The following is a 14,658-nucleotide window of genomic DNA, read 5'->3' on the forward strand; positions in this document are numbered from 1 at the left end:
ATTTATTTTTAATGGAACCAGTAACCACAACTTCATATATCGTATTAGGTGTTGCCCTATTTATGCTGCTAAACTCAGCAGCCATTGCTGTTTATGCCGAAAGACGTGTTGCAGCATTCATCCAAAATCGACTGGGGCCTAACCGTGTTGGACCATTTGGACTCTTTCAGCCCATTGCTGATGTAGTTAAACTTCTCCTTAAGGAGGATGTAACTCCGGCTCGTGGGTTTAAGACTATCCATGCGATTGCTCCCATGATTCCCGTTGCAACTGCCCTTATGACGGTTGCGGTAATACCCTTTGGGGATGGACTCTACGCAACTGACATTAATTCCGGAGTGCTCTATATTCTTGCCGTTAATTCGCTTGCAGTATACGGTGTTACCTTAGGTGGATGGGCTTCAAACAGTAAATATTCGCTTCTCGGGGGTTTGCGAGCAGCAGCACAAATGATAAGCTATGAATTGCCCATGGGGTTAGCTGTTGCTTCTTGTATTTTATTTGCAGGATCACTGAGCTTCATTGACGTTGTCAATTCCCAAGAAGTTTGGTGGAATGTAATACGCAATCCAATTGCGGCTATTATTTTTATCGTTACTGCTTTTGCGGAAGCAAACCGAACGCCTTTTGATTTACCTGAAGCTGAGCATGAACTTGTAGGTGGATATCATACTGAATACAGTGGTATGAAATTTGGGATGTTTTTCCTTGCTGAATATATGCACGTTACGATTGCAAGTATGTTAATTACTACGTTTTTCTTTGGTGGTTACCACCTCCCTTTTGCAGGACTATGGCTGCCGGAAATGGGTGTAGCTACCAAAGCGATATTAGACGTCTCATCCTTTGTGCTTAAAACCTCCTTCTTTGTTTTCTTATTTATCTGGGTACGATGGACTATTCCACGATTTAAATACAACCAAGTAATGAAATTAGGCTGGAAGCGTTTATTACCTATAAGTATTTTCAACTTTTTGGGCTTAGCTGTAATAATATATTTCTGGCACCATTACATAGCTTAACGAATACGGCACTATATACTTAAATAGAAAAGGGGAAGAAAAATTAATTTCTTCCCCTTTTATGTTAGCCGTTGGTTAGAGCTGCATTTGCAGCACCTACGGACGCTCTCTCCTTACTTTGTGGGATCAAGTAATAATCTTTATACCAGTTCACAAACTTTCGAATACCTTTCTTATAGCCCACTTGTGGATGATAGTCTATGTAGTTAAACAGATCATCAACATCAGCCCACGTCTTGGGAACATCTCCCGGTTGCATGGGAAGCAATTTCTTCTCCGCTCTAAAGCCGATCTGTTGTTCAATCTCCTCTATAAAATCCATTAATCGAACGGGCCGACTATTCCCAATGTTAAACACCCGATATGGTGCAAAACTTGTTGACGGATCCGGATTATCACCGGACCAGCTCTCGTTTGAGGTTGGGGGCTTTGGGATTAACCGGTAAATACTTTCAACGATATCATCGATATAGGTGAAATCACGCTCCATATTACCAAAATTAAAAACATTTATTGGCTCATCGTTGATAATTGCCTCTGTAAATAAAAATAATGCCATATCCGGACGCCCCCATGGCCCGTAAACCGTAAAAAATCGCAAACCTGTAGTTGGAATATTAAAGAGATTAGAATAGGTATGAGCCATCAGTTCATTCGCCTTTTTAGTGGCAGCGTACAAACTCATGGGATGGTCAATATTATCTTTGGTTGAAAAAGGCATATGGGTATTTGCCCCATACACTGAACTGGATGACGCATATATAAGATGACGCAAAGAAGAGTGACGTGCTGCTTCAAGGATATTCAAAAATCCAGTTACATTACTATCAATATATTGATGAGGATTTTTAAGGCTATGACGAACACCCGCCTGAGCTGCTAAATTTATAACGACATCAAAACATTCTTCCGCAAATAATTCGTTTATAAGGGCACTGTTTTCAAGATCCATTTTTATAAAGCGGAAGTTCGCGTTTATTGAACTTTCCACTACTACTTCGTTTTTAATAGACTCCTTTATTAATCCTAATTGTTCAAGCCGAGCGAACTTAAGATCTGTAGAGTAATAATCATTGATGTTATCTAACCCAACAACATCGAATCCTTCTTTAATTAATCGCTTTGCCACATTAAACCCAATGAACCCCGCTGCACCAGTTACCAATATTTTCATAATGCTGTTCTCTCTAACTAAAGTTAATTATTACGACATAGGGGATAGTTCAAAAAACGTGCCACTGCAATTTTTAAATGCTCTACCCTTTTTATTCTCTCTTTAGAGCAAAAAAAAACCGGTTATACCAAAATTAGAGCTATACCAGAATCTGATCTGAGTAAATATTACTCCAGCTTATTTTTATCTTACACACTTTTAAGAATTAGGCTCAACAGCCATTTGTTGATATCTATCCTGAATAGTATGCGAACTTGATGATTCAATATTTGCTTGTGTAAGACCATCAACCACACGTTTCTGTTCTTTCTTTGTGAGCTCATAAAAAAACGGTAGTCGTAAAAGACAATCCGTATAGTAATCGCTCATTGGAAACATCCGATCACTTTCATAATATTCGTTCCTACAATATCTACTGTTATGAAGGCTTAGGTAATGAGATACAGAGTGGATTCCCTGTACTTTTAACTGTTCAATAACACTCTCACGCTGGGATACATTTTCAAAACCCAAATAATACATATGTGCATTATTGATAGCATAGGATGGTATCTGTGGCTGTCGGATATTATTCCGATGAGCCCATAGCTGCAGCTTTCTGTGATAGGTATTCCATATTGCTTTCCTTTTAGCTTGGATATCTTCTATATTTTCCAATTGAGCCCATAAAAAAGCAGCCGTCATCTCGGAGGGCAAAAATGAGGAACCTATATCAATCCATTCATATTTGTTTACTTCTCCCCTGAAAAACTCAGCTCTGTTCGTACCTTTTTCCCAAATTATTTCTGATCGTTCAATAAATCGCTCGTCATTAATTGCGAGCAATCCACCCTCTCCTGCTATAATATTTTTAGTCTCGTGAAATGAAAATGCTGCCAAGTGTCCAATACTACCTAAAGGGCGACCCTTATAGGTTGACTCAATAGCTTGGGCTGCATCTTCAATTACAACAAGATTGTAATACTCCGCCAATGCCATAATCTTATCCATATCACAGGCAACACCGGCATAGTGTACAGGTACTATCGCCTTTGTACGGGGCGTAATCAGTTCCTCAAGGGAATCTTCCGCTATTCCGGGATGATCGTCCCTGCTATCTGCAAAAACGATTTTTGCTCCCTGTCGGGCAAATGCTAATGCTGTTGAAACAAAGGTATAGGAAGGTACGATTACCTCATCACCCGGCTTAATATTAATAAGCAAGGCACACATTTCTAATGCATCTGTACAAGAGGTAGTTAACAGTGCTTTATGTATTCCATAGCGGTCTTCAAAAAACTTCTGGCATTTTTGAGTATATATTCCATTTCCTGAAATTTTTCCCGAATATACGGCCTGATACATGTAATGCATCTCTTTACCGGTCAAATATGGTTTATTAAATGGAATCATGGGTTCTCTCGTATTTTTTTAATTTCCCGGAAATTCCAGCTATCCCCAAGCTGGTACAACCTCTAAGGAACGATCTTCAGTATTCTCTTCACGCTGTTCCCATTTCATTTTATCATCATTAATGAGCAGTGATTTCAGATATTCCCCATAGCCATTTTTGCTTAAATCACTGGCCAACCCTAACAGGTGCGTGTCATCAATCCATTTTCTTCGCCAAGCAATCTCTTCGGGACATGATATTTTTAACCCTTGTCGTTTTTCGATAATCTGTACAAACTGCGAGGCTTCCTGCATAGCAGTATGGGTCCCGGTATCCAACCAGGCAAATCCTCTCCCTAATATTTCTGCCTTTAATTGTCCTCGCTCCAAATACATTTGATTAATTGAAGTAATTTCAAGCTCCCCGCGTGATGAAGGTTTTACTTGTTTAGCAAAATCCACCACCCGGTTGTCGTAAAAATAAAGACCGGTTACAGCAATATTACTTTGAGGATAATCAGGCTTTTCCTCAATACTTAAAACCCGATCACAATTATCCACTTCCACAACTCCAAACCGATGAGGATCGCTAACGCGATAGCCGAAAATACAAGCCCCTTTAAAATTTGCGACTACATTTTCCAAGAGTGGACGAAAGCCGTGGCCATAAAAAATATTGTCGCCTAATATTAAACATACATTATCGTCACCGATAAAATCTTCACCAATAATAAAGGCTTGGGCTAAGCCTTCAGGTCGCGGCTGTACCTCATAGCTGATATTAATTCCCCAATCATAGCCATCCCCCAATAAACGTTCAAAGCCTGCTTTATCTTCTGGTGTAGTAATTATCAGAATATCCTTGATCCCTGCCAGCATTAACACTGACAACGGGTAATAAATCATCGGCTTGTCATAAATGGGCATAAGTTGTTTTGACACCCCCTTTGTAACGGGATACAATCGTGTTCCCGATCCACCCGCTAAAATAATTCCCTTTGTTAAGCTCTTCTTTACTATAGATTTGGGCTTCATAACATGGCCTCCCTTTTTCTATTTTTGACTTTGTAGTCAAATATGTCTTTAAAAGCCAAATGTATCTCATCCACTAAAGCAGCTGTTCCCAGACTACTGCTCAATATCGATCTGTTATGGTTCACTTCGGCATCACTAAGTAGCTGAAAAGTATCTGAAGTATCTGTCAAATCTTTTTCAATTAAGTAGATATGGCATCCCAGATCATCAAAATATCTGTAAATATCCGTGTCGTTCAGAAATACTTTAGCGCCCATATACAGGGCTGCAATAATATTACCGACGGCCTGTGGCCTGTAATGATTCATTATCACAATCCCACAATTGCTTATCAGTTGGTTATACTCTTCAAGTGGCAAAAAGGAAGTTAATGGCGTAAACTGATCTCCAAATTGCTTTTTTCCTTCTTCAATGATTGCCTCAGCATATCTCGGATATCCGTAACTTAGTGGAGCTACAATTTTTCTATCTGCTATATTAACTTCCCTAAGTAGATCAAAAGCCTCAAGATGATTATTGGTAGCCGAAGCTGAGTTACCCAACAAGATATTGGGACCAGAAACTCTTAGGGATTCGTGTTTTATGATATGCTCAATTGGGTAGTAACTAAAGGGCACGGTTTTAACAAAGGGATTATAAAGCTTTTGCTCGATGTGTTTTTCATAATTCATTCCGGGCAGTGATCCAAATACCTTCATTTGATAAAGAATTTTGGCCAGATCTACCTCATGCAAAGACTCATGATTTCTATACTTAAAGCTTCTTAAAACATCTTTTATGTAATCAAATATCGTATATCGCTGTATAGTTGTCTGATATAGTTCATTCGTTTTCTCCCCCATCAGCTCGTTGTCTAACAAACCGCTATTATATATTTCAGCTCCATGAACAATTCCCATAAAACGATCTTTGCAAGATGAGCCGGAAAAAACCAAGCAATTAAACTTATTCATCCCATGTAAAACAATAACTGCATAATGATTACTCATTTTTGCTAATTCTTGTACTAAACTCTGGGACCTAATTCCAAAACGAGCATTTGCAACAAGCTGATTACTTAAATATCGTATTGGGGGATCAGCCGGTGGCTTAATAACCATGTATATATTTTTCCCGGGAAACGCCTGTTCAAACAAATAATATGCTCCATTAATGAATTTTTCGTCATGAGTGATATGTAGGATTTTATCGTTCATTATACCTCAACACCTATTGTTGATTTAAGATAGGCTCTTGCATTAATCCCGGTATTGAATAATAAATCTAAAATAGTCACAGCGTGGTCAAAATCACCGCAAAGTTGAGGATACTCTTTGTATCCGCTGTAATCCATCCACTGAATCGCGATGCCCTCATCCTTAAAAAGATGAACGTCTAAATAATCCTTGGCTGTAGGACCTGAAACATACACATCAGCGTTAGCCTGTTTGCATATTGAAATTAACCGTTCAGATTTATTGCCTTCAGGATCATAATCAGTACTCCAACTAAGAGGAGTTGTAATACCCAATATTTGATTTATGCCTGTCAAAAAATGATGATTGATAGCACTTAACATTCGATAATTTGCCTGCATATAAAGTTCTTCAATGGTATCAGCAAATACCTCAAAATGAGGGGCTTTGCCATAGATGTGACGAATTGTTCGCCAATGTATTTGATTCCAATCAGGATCTGCAATCTCAACTTCATTAACAAGGTAGGAATGACTGCCCGACACAGGAATGGTAAGCCATTTGAGTCCTTGCGGCGTTTTAATGCGATTTCTATTACGCCAATCCCTTTTGGTATACTGTACCTCATCATAAATGACAAACTCGTCTACTCCGGCTATGATATCAAAATATCCCTTCCATGGAATATAATTTGATTGCAATATGGCTATTCTTTTAGGCATCCTTTCCTATTGTTGGTTAGAGATAATTCTTTAGACGAATTCTTTAGAGTTATATTATCCTCTCTATTAGTACGAATAGGTTTAGCAGGAATACCTACTACCGTAGTGTTATCAGGCACATCTTTAGTCACCACCGCTCCCATCCCTATGACACAGTTACTTCCAATTGAAATACCATTTCGTATCAATGCCTTAGCTCCAATAAAAGTATTATTTCCTACCTTGACATTACCCATAATCCCCACTCCTGGGCCGATAAAACATAAATCTCCTATTTTAGTATCATGACTGATATTAGACTGTTGCCTTATGATCACATTCTTGCCAATATGTACATCCGTACCCACAAATACTCCCGGAAATACACAAGATCCTTCTCCCACAAAAACCATTTCATAATCAATATTCGGGGGTTCAGTAAATACAAGCGTACAAATTTTTGCTTTGTACTTTAATAGTTTTTGAGATACGACTTCCATATTGTCTGTCGAAGATGCTACATTATTAAAAAAATAATATCCTTCTTTAACGAATTTTGGTATCGATTGCTCATTACCTACTACGGGATAGCCAAAAAAATCATCAACTTTTTCAAATTTTATATCATCGATATACCCAGCTACATCCCACTGCTGATCCTTTATAGAATTCCAATATTTTATCAAACTTGGCATGGAGGGATACCCACATCCATAAATCAGTAATTTTTTCATGGCGACACTCTTTATATTTTTTTAAAAAGCCACTGTTCTATTTAGCTAAGCAAATACTAACTTTTATATATATAAATCAGATTTTAGCCTACCTTTTTCCAACTCCTTGAACTTTTCATCACTGATAAAGCAGGGGTGGTAATCATCCCAAACCGATATTCATATAAGTAACATACTACCACTGTTACATATACAATAGTTGTGCCAACCCTATTGCTGCAGTAAAATCTTGGAAAGATTCAAAATGAAAAACAGAGATTCGAGGAGCCAAACAGGGATTTGCGAAAATTATCACTCAACCCAGGAATTCCAATCATCTAATGGGAAAATAGATATGAGAAATACTGTTAATATTTTCTGTGCCTTACGAGTAATAATTACCCGCATTTACTTTGCAAGTATAAGCGAAACAAGATGTTAGATAGGTCTCCTTAAAAGAGATGAATATTAGCTTCCAAACAAATTCTTATCAATTTTTATTGAAAGCCGTAATCCAGTCTTGTGTTTTTATTTTTTCCAGTTCTGCCGGTGTTCCAATATCCAAAAATGAACCTGAATCAAATTGTAGGTATGAGGTTTTTATTTCAGCCTTAATAGCCGCCCGAACTACATCCCCAATATGAAGTTCACGGGGAGCATTATCCAGCGGCGGCCTTACATTATTAATATATTCGTGCATAAATTGCGTAAAAACCGGTGTCCATACCGCAATAATCCATGTATATATTTGGGCAGATTTTTCAGGTTTAATGATGATATCTTTTAACCCTCTATCTTCATCAAAAACAACCATATCAGCTTTTTCCGGTTTGTCTGTTTTAAACAATCCCAAAACAAGATCTGCTCGTGTAACTTGCTGTTGAACTAATAGTTGATTGAAAGCATCTAATGGTTCAAAAATAATATCTGGGAATCCTAACAAAATAATATTGTCTGTAATAAAGGGATATGCTTTATCCAAAGTGTATGGGACTCCCTGCGTTGATTCACTCACAATATACGCCAGTGGGATTCCAGCCTCCCGACCATCTAAAAGGTATTCCGGGATGTCCCACTTGCCATTTCGTAAGATGATGTAGGATTTTTGGACTTTTGCTTCTCTAAAACTTTCAATTAGAAATGAAGAGGCAATGCACGTTTTGCCATTGCCCAATGGAATGGGATGCATTTCTTTACTACAGGATAAATGCGAAGCAATTCGACTTGCAAATCCGGCAGCAGGTATCAAGCCAACTATTTCTTTTCGACTATTCATTAATCTTCAGCATTTTATCCTTTATAATTTGATGTGCAATCGGGCTTTTGAGTACATCATTGTGACCCTTATCAACAACATGAGCTTCAAATCGCCCGGAACATAACTCTTCGAAACCAAAAAACAGATCACTCCACCAACCTTCTATGGAAAGATTTTGTCCATGGAGAGCTTTTGATTTCAAATACAGAATGTCTCCTTTATAAATTCTTTTTTTATGCCTTTTAACAGCTGCAATTTGAGTAAGCTGGCAGTATCTTCTCCGGTCATTTACCGATATTTTCAACGACAATTTAGTCCGGCTCCAGATTCTTAATAGTTGCATTTTGTCTTTTACAAACTTTTCAACAATCAAATACCATCTACCCAACTTAAGATAAAAAGGCAGATATTTTGCCAACAAAGGATATCTTCTCTTCGACGGATCCTTTGTTTTTTTATCCCTATTTTTACTCTTGGATTGCTCCACGGTTGATTTTACAGGAAGCTGGTCAGCCATCTTTAATCGTAGCCGTTCAAAAGCTTCCTGATTCTCTTGAGAAAATTCCGGATACCCTGAGTGAAAATGTTTAGAATAAATATTTGGGGCGTCTACCACCAGGATGGGATCTATCACTTCTTCCCCTTCATTTTTAAGAAGTTCTGCTATTTCTATTGCAATAATACCACCTATACAGTATCCTCCCAGACGATATGGACCAATCGGTTGAACTTGCTTGAGCTCGTCTTTATAAAATTTGGCCATTTCCACAATATCATCAATGCCTTTAAAACCATCCCATCCAGGCCATTGAAATCCATAAACTGGCTGATCGGAGGGAAATGATTGAGCTAACTCAAAAAACATGAGCACATTCCCTGCTCCTCCGTGAACCATAAATAGTGGGACCTTTTCATTACTTCCCTTCTGTATGGTTTGAAGCGATCTGAATTTTCGATTATAGTCCTTTACTTCGGTATCGGTTATTATCTTTGCAAGTCCTGCTAATGTGGATGCCTGGGCAAGGGTTGAAAGTGGTAAATCTTTTCCAAATTGTTCATCAATTTTTAGGAAAAGAGTTACTGCATTGAGCGAATCACCTCCTAACTCAAAAAAATCAGCCTGACGAGGGATATTTTCCACCCCGAGCAACTGTTTCCATATTTGGGCAAGCCTTGCTTCAGTTTCGGTTTCATAAACCACTTCTACTAATTCTTTCTCATCAAGAAAACCGGGGTCTGGCAAGGATTTTAAATCAATTTTTCCGCTGGGCGTATAAGGTATTTCACTAAGCTCAACAACGAAGGAGGGAATCATATATTCCGGCAATTGATGAGCCAAATGACCTTTAAAATCCTTTCCATTTATTTGATTTCCATTTTGAGGAAGGTAATATGTAACCAGTTGGGAATGGTTCTTCTTGTTCTGAAATGCGTGTGTAATACATTGAGAAACTCCCGGATAGCTTGCCCCAATGGTATCGATTTCTCCCGGTTCTACCCGATATCCTCGTATTTTTATCTGATGATCTGCCCTTCCCAGAAACTCAATATTGCCCTCAGCATTGTAAAATCCCAAGTCACCCGTTTTGTACAGCACGGGAGCGTCCTTTCTATCAAGGGGCATTTCAATAAAAGCTTTTGCAGTCAAATCATCTCTGCCAATATATCCATGGGCCAAGTTTTTGCCTGCAAGATAAAGTTCTCCCTGCTGGCCTTGAGGTACCGGCTCCATATTTTCATCAAGCACATAGATGCTATTATTTTTTACCGGTTTACCAATGGGAGGCAAATCTGGCCAACTTAGAGGATCTTTATCCAACAAATATGCAGATATCACATGGGTCTCAGAAGGACCATACTGATTTTCGAGTATAGCCCTTGGTATTTTTTGAAAAAAAGATCTGACTCCGCTATCTACTCGTAGTTGTTCTCCTGCTGTAATTACTTCTATAAGAGATGCAGGGTATTTGTTTGATGTATTGGCAACTTCTATCAGACTTCGTAAAGCCACAAAAGGAATAAAAAGACGGTCAATCCCATAGTTATTTAAAACATCTAACAATATCCTTGGATCTCGTCTGTCACTATCTTTTAACAATACCAACATGCCACCAGAGGCAAGGGTCGTGGCAATCTCTTGGAATGATACATCAAAACTAATACTTGAGTACTGCAAAACCTTGGCCGCAGGTTTAAAATACGACCGCTCAAGTTGCCAGGTAATAAGATTAGCCAGCGCTCGATGGGGCATCTCAATTCCCTTAGGTCGACCGGTGGAGCCAGACGTAAAGATAACATAAGCTACATCTTCACCTTTTATTTCCGGAGTCTCAACAAACGTTGGTTGGTTTTCAATTTTCTGCTGAATATTTTCCCACTGAACCGTCGGTCTTACCTTCTTCTTAAATCGATCCCCAAATTTCTGGTGCATAATAAGAAGACTCAGCCGAGCATCTTCACTCATAATACTCAACCGTTCAACAGGATAATTGGCATCTAACGGGACATAAGCCGCACCAGATTTTAATATTCCAACTATACATGCAATCATCTCGGGTGATCTCTCAAGGCAGATCCCAACACGATCACCATGTTTTATTCCTTCTGTTATCAGATAACTTGCAATTTTATTAGACAACGAATTAAGCTCCCCATAAGTAATAATCTGCTGACCAAAGGTAACAGCGACGCTATTTGGGTGATGCTCAAAACCATGATTTAACCACGCTGTTACAGTCTCGAAAAATAGTTCATCTCTCTGATGTTTCTTTTGTTCAAAGGCATCTGTTTCCATCAATCTTTCCCATTGTATTAAAAAATTTAATCCGTCTTTATTTATGCCTTTTGAGCCACCTCAAAATATGCTCTCTGTTCTCTTATAAGCTCATCTATCTTTCTCCCCTCAGGAATTACTACATCTTTATACGTTAATACTTCATCCTTTTTCACATCCCTTTTAAGCATACATCCCTCAGCAATACCCAATGGCAGCAATTGTTCCGCTTCAACAACTTCAGTATTTTCACAAATACCATACGTCATATAATAGCCAATGCCATCGAGCTGATCACCGGATTTTAAATTCATTTTGGCAACAGCTAAAACTTCTACTTCGGGCGGCCCCTTAGGAGCAATTACCGCATCATTGAATAAAACCGCTCGCGCAATTGTACTGGGCACTTCAAAATGACATAAATGAAAAGGAGTATGGAAACTGTAATAAGGCCCTTCTCCCATCTTATACAGTTTTAAATAGTGCTGTTGCAACGGATGATCACATTTACCGATAATAAATATTCCCGGCCCTGGCGAAGCTCCAACAATATAATCCACAATTCCTTTCTCTGAGGTTAATGCCTCATCAGGATAAGCCTCAATCGCTGCATCTATAGGAGTTCCGGCTTCAACCGTCGGTCCGTACATTCCCCGTTTGCCTACTTGCATACCAGTTGCATTAGCAATAACAGTCTGCTCAAATGAAATTTTACTTCCATCAGCAAAGGAAGTAACCATTGGTGGATTTTGTCCCCATTTTTGAGCAAACGCTTGCTGTGTTTTCGGATTTCGATAGGGATCATGCAATCCTTTGATATTCCCACACAGCACCGGTTTTATACCCACTCCTTTCAGGAATCGATATAAATTCATGGTCACGCCCGGTTGATCTCCATCAATACCTGTATATATAACCTCATGCCGATCCGCATACACCTTCAAAATTGGGCCTACGGTACCGTCCAATTCAGCATTAACAACAACGTGCTTCTTACTTTGAATAGCCTTAAGCACTATCTCTGCGCCAAACAGAATATTGCCGGTCGCCTCAATAATCACATCAATTTCATTCGAGTTGCACAACAAAAAAGGATTTTCGGTTACACATGTTTTGTCTTGACTAATAGCGGTGTCCAGTTCTTTCTGCGATGCGACCTCTACTACATCTTCAATTCCTGCCTCTCTACAAATTTTATCTGCATTTGAAAGAGTTCTGTTTGCAATAGCGACCAATCGCATTCCTTTGGCAACGGTTTGAAACTGTAACGCCACGCCCTGAGCAAAAAAACCGGCCCCAACCATGGCAACCCTAATTTGTTTGCCTTCGCGTTCAATTTCATCCAGTTTTTTATCGATAATTATCATAATTACGAAGTTCCTCAACCGATTTATATACTTTATCTATTTAAAATTTCATGCTCAGTTTTGTTGCATAACTGCAGCCTTTCTCGATTTCCGATTAATAACATAATCCGTTATCTGATCTCCTATCTCAAAAGAGGACGTCGCTGCCGGTGATGGGGCATTACAAACGTGAATCGTTCTTCCGCTATATTTTATCAGGAAATCATCAACTAAGCTTCCATCGGGATTCAAGGCCTGGGCCCTCACCCCCGGGTCGGATGGAATTAAATCCTCGTCTCGAACTTCAGGAATAAGCTTTTGCAAACTTTTCACAAACTCAGATTTTGAAACCGAACGGTGAAATTCTCGGAACCCCTCTTGCCAATGTTGTCCTACAAGTCTCCAAAAACCTTTATAGCTTAATGACTGCCAAGCTTCTGCAGCGTCAAATGCAAACTTTGAATATCCCTCTTTTTTAAGACTCAAAACTGCATTCGGGCCAGCATGGATACTTCCATCGATCATTCGCGTAAAGTGTACGCCTAAAAATGGAAAATCAGGGTTGGGTACTGGATAAATCAGGTTTTTTACCAGGTAACGTTTCTCCCGGACTAACTCATAATACTCTCCGCGAAACGGTATAATACGGTGTCCTAATTCAACTCCCGCACTTTTTGCCAAAGTATCACTGTATAAACCAGCGCAGTTAATCACGTACTCACCGATAAACGATTGGTCTTCTGTTTCAACTTTACATGCTGACGCTTCGGACTTTATAGCGCAAACCTGCTGATTGAATACCATTTCCACCCTTTCGTTTTTGAGCAGATCAACCAGTTTTTCCGCCACCTTTTTATAGCTAACAATCCCCGCCTCCGGCACATGCAAAGCTGCGATACCATCAACGTGCGGCTCAATTTCTTTAAGCTCCTCACGGGTTATCTTTTGCACATTTAATCCATTAGCTTTTCCCCGGACTGCTAAAATATCAAGGTAGGCTAACTCATCCTCGTCCGTGGCAACAATAACTTTTCCACACTGTTCAAACGGAATGTCATTAATTTGACAGAAATCCATCATTCGCTTACTACCACGCCTACAGAGCTCGGCTTTTTTACTCCCGGGTTTATAATATACTCCGGAATGAATTACCCCACTGTTTCTCCCAGTTTGATGGATGGCCGGTTGGCTTTCTTTTTCAAGGATAAGAACAGAGGCCTGTGGATCGGATTTTTTTAATGAATATGCGGTTGTAAGCCCAATAATACCACTTCCTACAATAATATAATTATACATACATCTTCTCCGGTAAACGTTCCCAAATATTCCACGGGCAATCATCAGAATTCCACAAATCCTCGAGATAATTTTTATCTCTCAGCGTATCCATGCACTCCCAAAACGAGTCGTGGCGAAAAGCATACAATTCTCCACTTTGGGCAAGCTGCTCCATTGGTTCACGCTCAAAAACAGTTTCGTCTCCGTCAATAAACTCAAAGACCGATGGTTCCAACACAAAAAAGCCCCCATTAATCCAAGTGTCATCCCGCTTAGGCTTCTCTCTAAATGATGTAATTTTGTATTCCTCTGATTCCAAGCGGAATGCCCCAAAACGTCCGGTAGGCTGTACGGCGGTAACGGTTGCTATATGTTTATGACTTTTATGAAAGTCTATCAAGTTGGTGATATTTACATCACTTACACCATCGCCATAGGTAAGGCAAAACGTTTCATTTCCTATTAGTTCTTTAACTCGTTTTAGTCGCCCCCCCGTCATGGTACCATTTCCTGTATCAACCAGGGTTATGGTCCACGGTTCCACATCATTTTGCAGCACTTTCATCTCGTTATTTCTAAGATCAAATGAGACATCTGACCGATGTAGAAAATAATTCGAAAAATATTCTTTAATAACATATCCCTTATACCCACAACAAATGATAAAATCATTTATCCCATAGTGGGAATAGATTTTTAAAATATGCCATAAAATAGGCTTCCCCCCGATCTCAACCATGGGTTTTGGGCGAACGCTTGTCTCTTCGCTTAACCTTGTTCCAAACCCACCTGCTAATAGCACTGCTTTCATA

11 protein-coding genes and 1 pseudogene are annotated in these 14,658 nt (G+C 39.2%); 1 reads left to right on the forward strand and 11 read right to left on the reverse strand.

The window, feature by feature from the left end:
- Positions 1 to 11 precede the first annotated feature (11 nt).
- A complete protein-coding gene (gene nuoH, locus ACQ76V_RS11120) occupies positions 12 to 1,022 on the forward strand; it encodes an NADH-quinone oxidoreductase subunit NuoH (RefSeq protein ID WP_441000574.1) in 1,011 nt (336 codons plus the stop codon).
- Positions 1,023 to 1,086: 64 nt separating this feature from the next.
- Here the strand turns inward: nuoH and ACQ76V_RS11125 are convergent, their stop codons facing one another.
- The 11 genes and pseudogenes from ACQ76V_RS11125 to rfbF form a co-directional block, all read right to left on the reverse strand.
- Complete coding sequence (locus tag ACQ76V_RS11125) at positions 1,087 to 2,196, reverse strand: NAD-dependent epimerase (protein WP_441000575.1); 1,110 nt, start codon at positions 2,194 to 2,196, stop codon at positions 1,087 to 1,089.
- Positions 2,197 to 2,394: 198 nt separating this feature from the next.
- Positions 2,395 to 3,588: a dTDP-4-amino-4,6-dideoxygalactose transaminase gene (gene rffA / locus ACQ76V_RS11130; RefSeq protein WP_441000576.1), complete on the reverse strand. Its 1,194-nt coding sequence runs from the start codon at positions 3,586 to 3,588 to the stop codon at positions 2,395 to 2,397.
- Positions 3,589 to 3,711: 123 nt separating this feature from the next.
- Positions 3,712 to 4,602 (reverse strand): annotated as a pseudogene (rfbA, locus tag ACQ76V_RS11135) (glucose-1-phosphate thymidylyltransferase RfbA); the annotation flags it as partial.
- A complete protein-coding gene (locus ACQ76V_RS11140) occupies positions 4,599 to 5,798 on the reverse strand; it encodes a TDP-N-acetylfucosamine:lipid II N-acetylfucosaminyltransferase (RefSeq protein WP_441000577.1) in 1,200 nt (399 codons plus the stop codon). The gene ACQ76V_RS11140 and the pseudogene rfbA, both read right to left, overlap by 4 nt.
- On the reverse strand, positions 5,798 to 6,499 hold the full coding sequence (locus tag ACQ76V_RS11145) for a WbqC family protein (protein ID WP_441000578.1): 702 nt from the start codon (positions 6,497 to 6,499) through the stop codon (positions 5,798 to 5,800). The genes ACQ76V_RS11140 and ACQ76V_RS11145 overlap by 1 nt, the downstream gene beginning before the upstream one ends.
- The gene (locus ACQ76V_RS11150; RefSeq protein WP_441000579.1) at positions 6,484 to 7,212 is read right to left on the reverse strand and encodes a NeuD/PglB/VioB family sugar acetyltransferase; all 729 of its coding nucleotides are present in this window, start codon (positions 7,210 to 7,212) and stop codon (positions 6,484 to 6,486) included. Before ACQ76V_RS11150 ends, ACQ76V_RS11145 begins: the two co-directional genes overlap by 16 nt.
- A gap of 469 nt (positions 7,213 to 7,681) precedes the next feature.
- The gene (locus ACQ76V_RS11155) at positions 7,682 to 8,467 is read right to left on the reverse strand and encodes a sugar phosphate nucleotidyltransferase (RefSeq protein ID WP_441000580.1); all 786 of its coding nucleotides are present in this window, start codon (positions 8,465 to 8,467) and stop codon (positions 7,682 to 7,684) included.
- Positions 8,460 to 11,243 carry an amino acid adenylation domain-containing protein gene (locus ACQ76V_RS11160; protein WP_441000581.1) on the reverse strand — a complete coding sequence of 928 codons (2,784 nt, stop codon included), beginning with the start codon at positions 11,241 to 11,243 and terminating at the stop codon, positions 8,460 to 8,462. Before ACQ76V_RS11160 ends, ACQ76V_RS11155 begins: the two co-directional genes overlap by 8 nt.
- A gap of 41 nt (positions 11,244 to 11,284) precedes the next feature.
- On the reverse strand, positions 11,285 to 12,589 hold the full coding sequence (locus ACQ76V_RS11165; RefSeq protein ID WP_441000582.1) for an NAD(P)H-dependent oxidoreductase: 1,305 nt from the start codon (positions 12,587 to 12,589) through the stop codon (positions 11,285 to 11,287).
- Between the two features lie 54 nt (positions 12,590 to 12,643).
- Complete coding sequence (lhgO, locus tag ACQ76V_RS11170) at positions 12,644 to 13,864, reverse strand: L-2-hydroxyglutarate oxidase (protein ID WP_441000583.1); 1,221 nt, start codon at positions 13,862 to 13,864, stop codon at positions 12,644 to 12,646.
- The gene (gene rfbF / locus ACQ76V_RS11175) at positions 13,857 to 14,657 is read right to left on the reverse strand and encodes a glucose-1-phosphate cytidylyltransferase (protein WP_441000584.1); all 801 of its coding nucleotides are present in this window, start codon (positions 14,655 to 14,657) and stop codon (positions 13,857 to 13,859) included. The genes lhgO and rfbF overlap by 8 nt, the downstream gene beginning before the upstream one ends.
- Position 14,658 lies beyond the last annotated feature (1 nt).

It is taken from the genome of Fodinibius sp. SL11 (assembly GCF_052060035.1).
In the GTDB taxonomy this organism is placed as follows: domain Bacteria; phylum Bacteroidota; class Rhodothermia; order Balneolales; family Balneolaceae; genus Fodinibius.

Coding starts and splice junctions, on each gene's coding strand:
- ACQ76V_RS11125 (WP_441000575.1), bottom strand. CDS start 2,196: ATGAAAATATTGGTAACTGGTGCAGCGGGGTTCATTGGGTTTAATGTG.
- ACQ76V_RS11150 (WP_441000579.1), bottom strand. CDS start 7,212: ATGAAAAAATTACTGATTTATGGATGTGGGTATCCCTCCATGCCAAGT.
- rfbF (WP_441000584.1), bottom strand. CDS start 14,657: ATGAAAGCAGTGCTATTAGCAGGTGGGTTTGGAACAAGGTTAAGCGAA.
- lhgO (WP_441000583.1), bottom strand. CDS start 13,864: ATGTATAATTATATTATTGTAGGAAGTGGTATTATTGGGCTTACAACC.
- ACQ76V_RS11155 (WP_441000580.1), bottom strand. CDS start 8,467: ATGAATAGTCGAAAAGAAATAGTTGGCTTGATACCTGCTGCCGGATTT.
- nuoH (WP_441000574.1), top strand. CDS start 12: ATGGAACCAGTAACCACAACTTCATATATCGTATTAGGTGTTGCCCTA.
- rffA (WP_441000576.1), bottom strand. CDS start 3,588: ATGATTCCATTTAATAAACCATATTTGACCGGTAAAGAGATGCATTAC.
- ACQ76V_RS11145 (WP_441000578.1), bottom strand. CDS start 6,499: ATGCCTAAAAGAATAGCCATATTGCAATCAAATTATATTCCATGGAAG.
- ACQ76V_RS11140 (WP_441000577.1), bottom strand. CDS start 5,798: ATGAACGATAAAATCCTACATATCACTCATGACGAAAAATTCATTAAT.
- ACQ76V_RS11165 (WP_441000582.1), bottom strand. CDS start 12,589: ATGATAATTATCGATAAAAAACTGGATGAAATTGAACGCGAAGGCAAA.
- ACQ76V_RS11160 (WP_441000581.1), bottom strand. CDS start 11,243: ATGGAAACAGATGCCTTTGAACAAAAGAAACATCAGAGAGATGAACTA.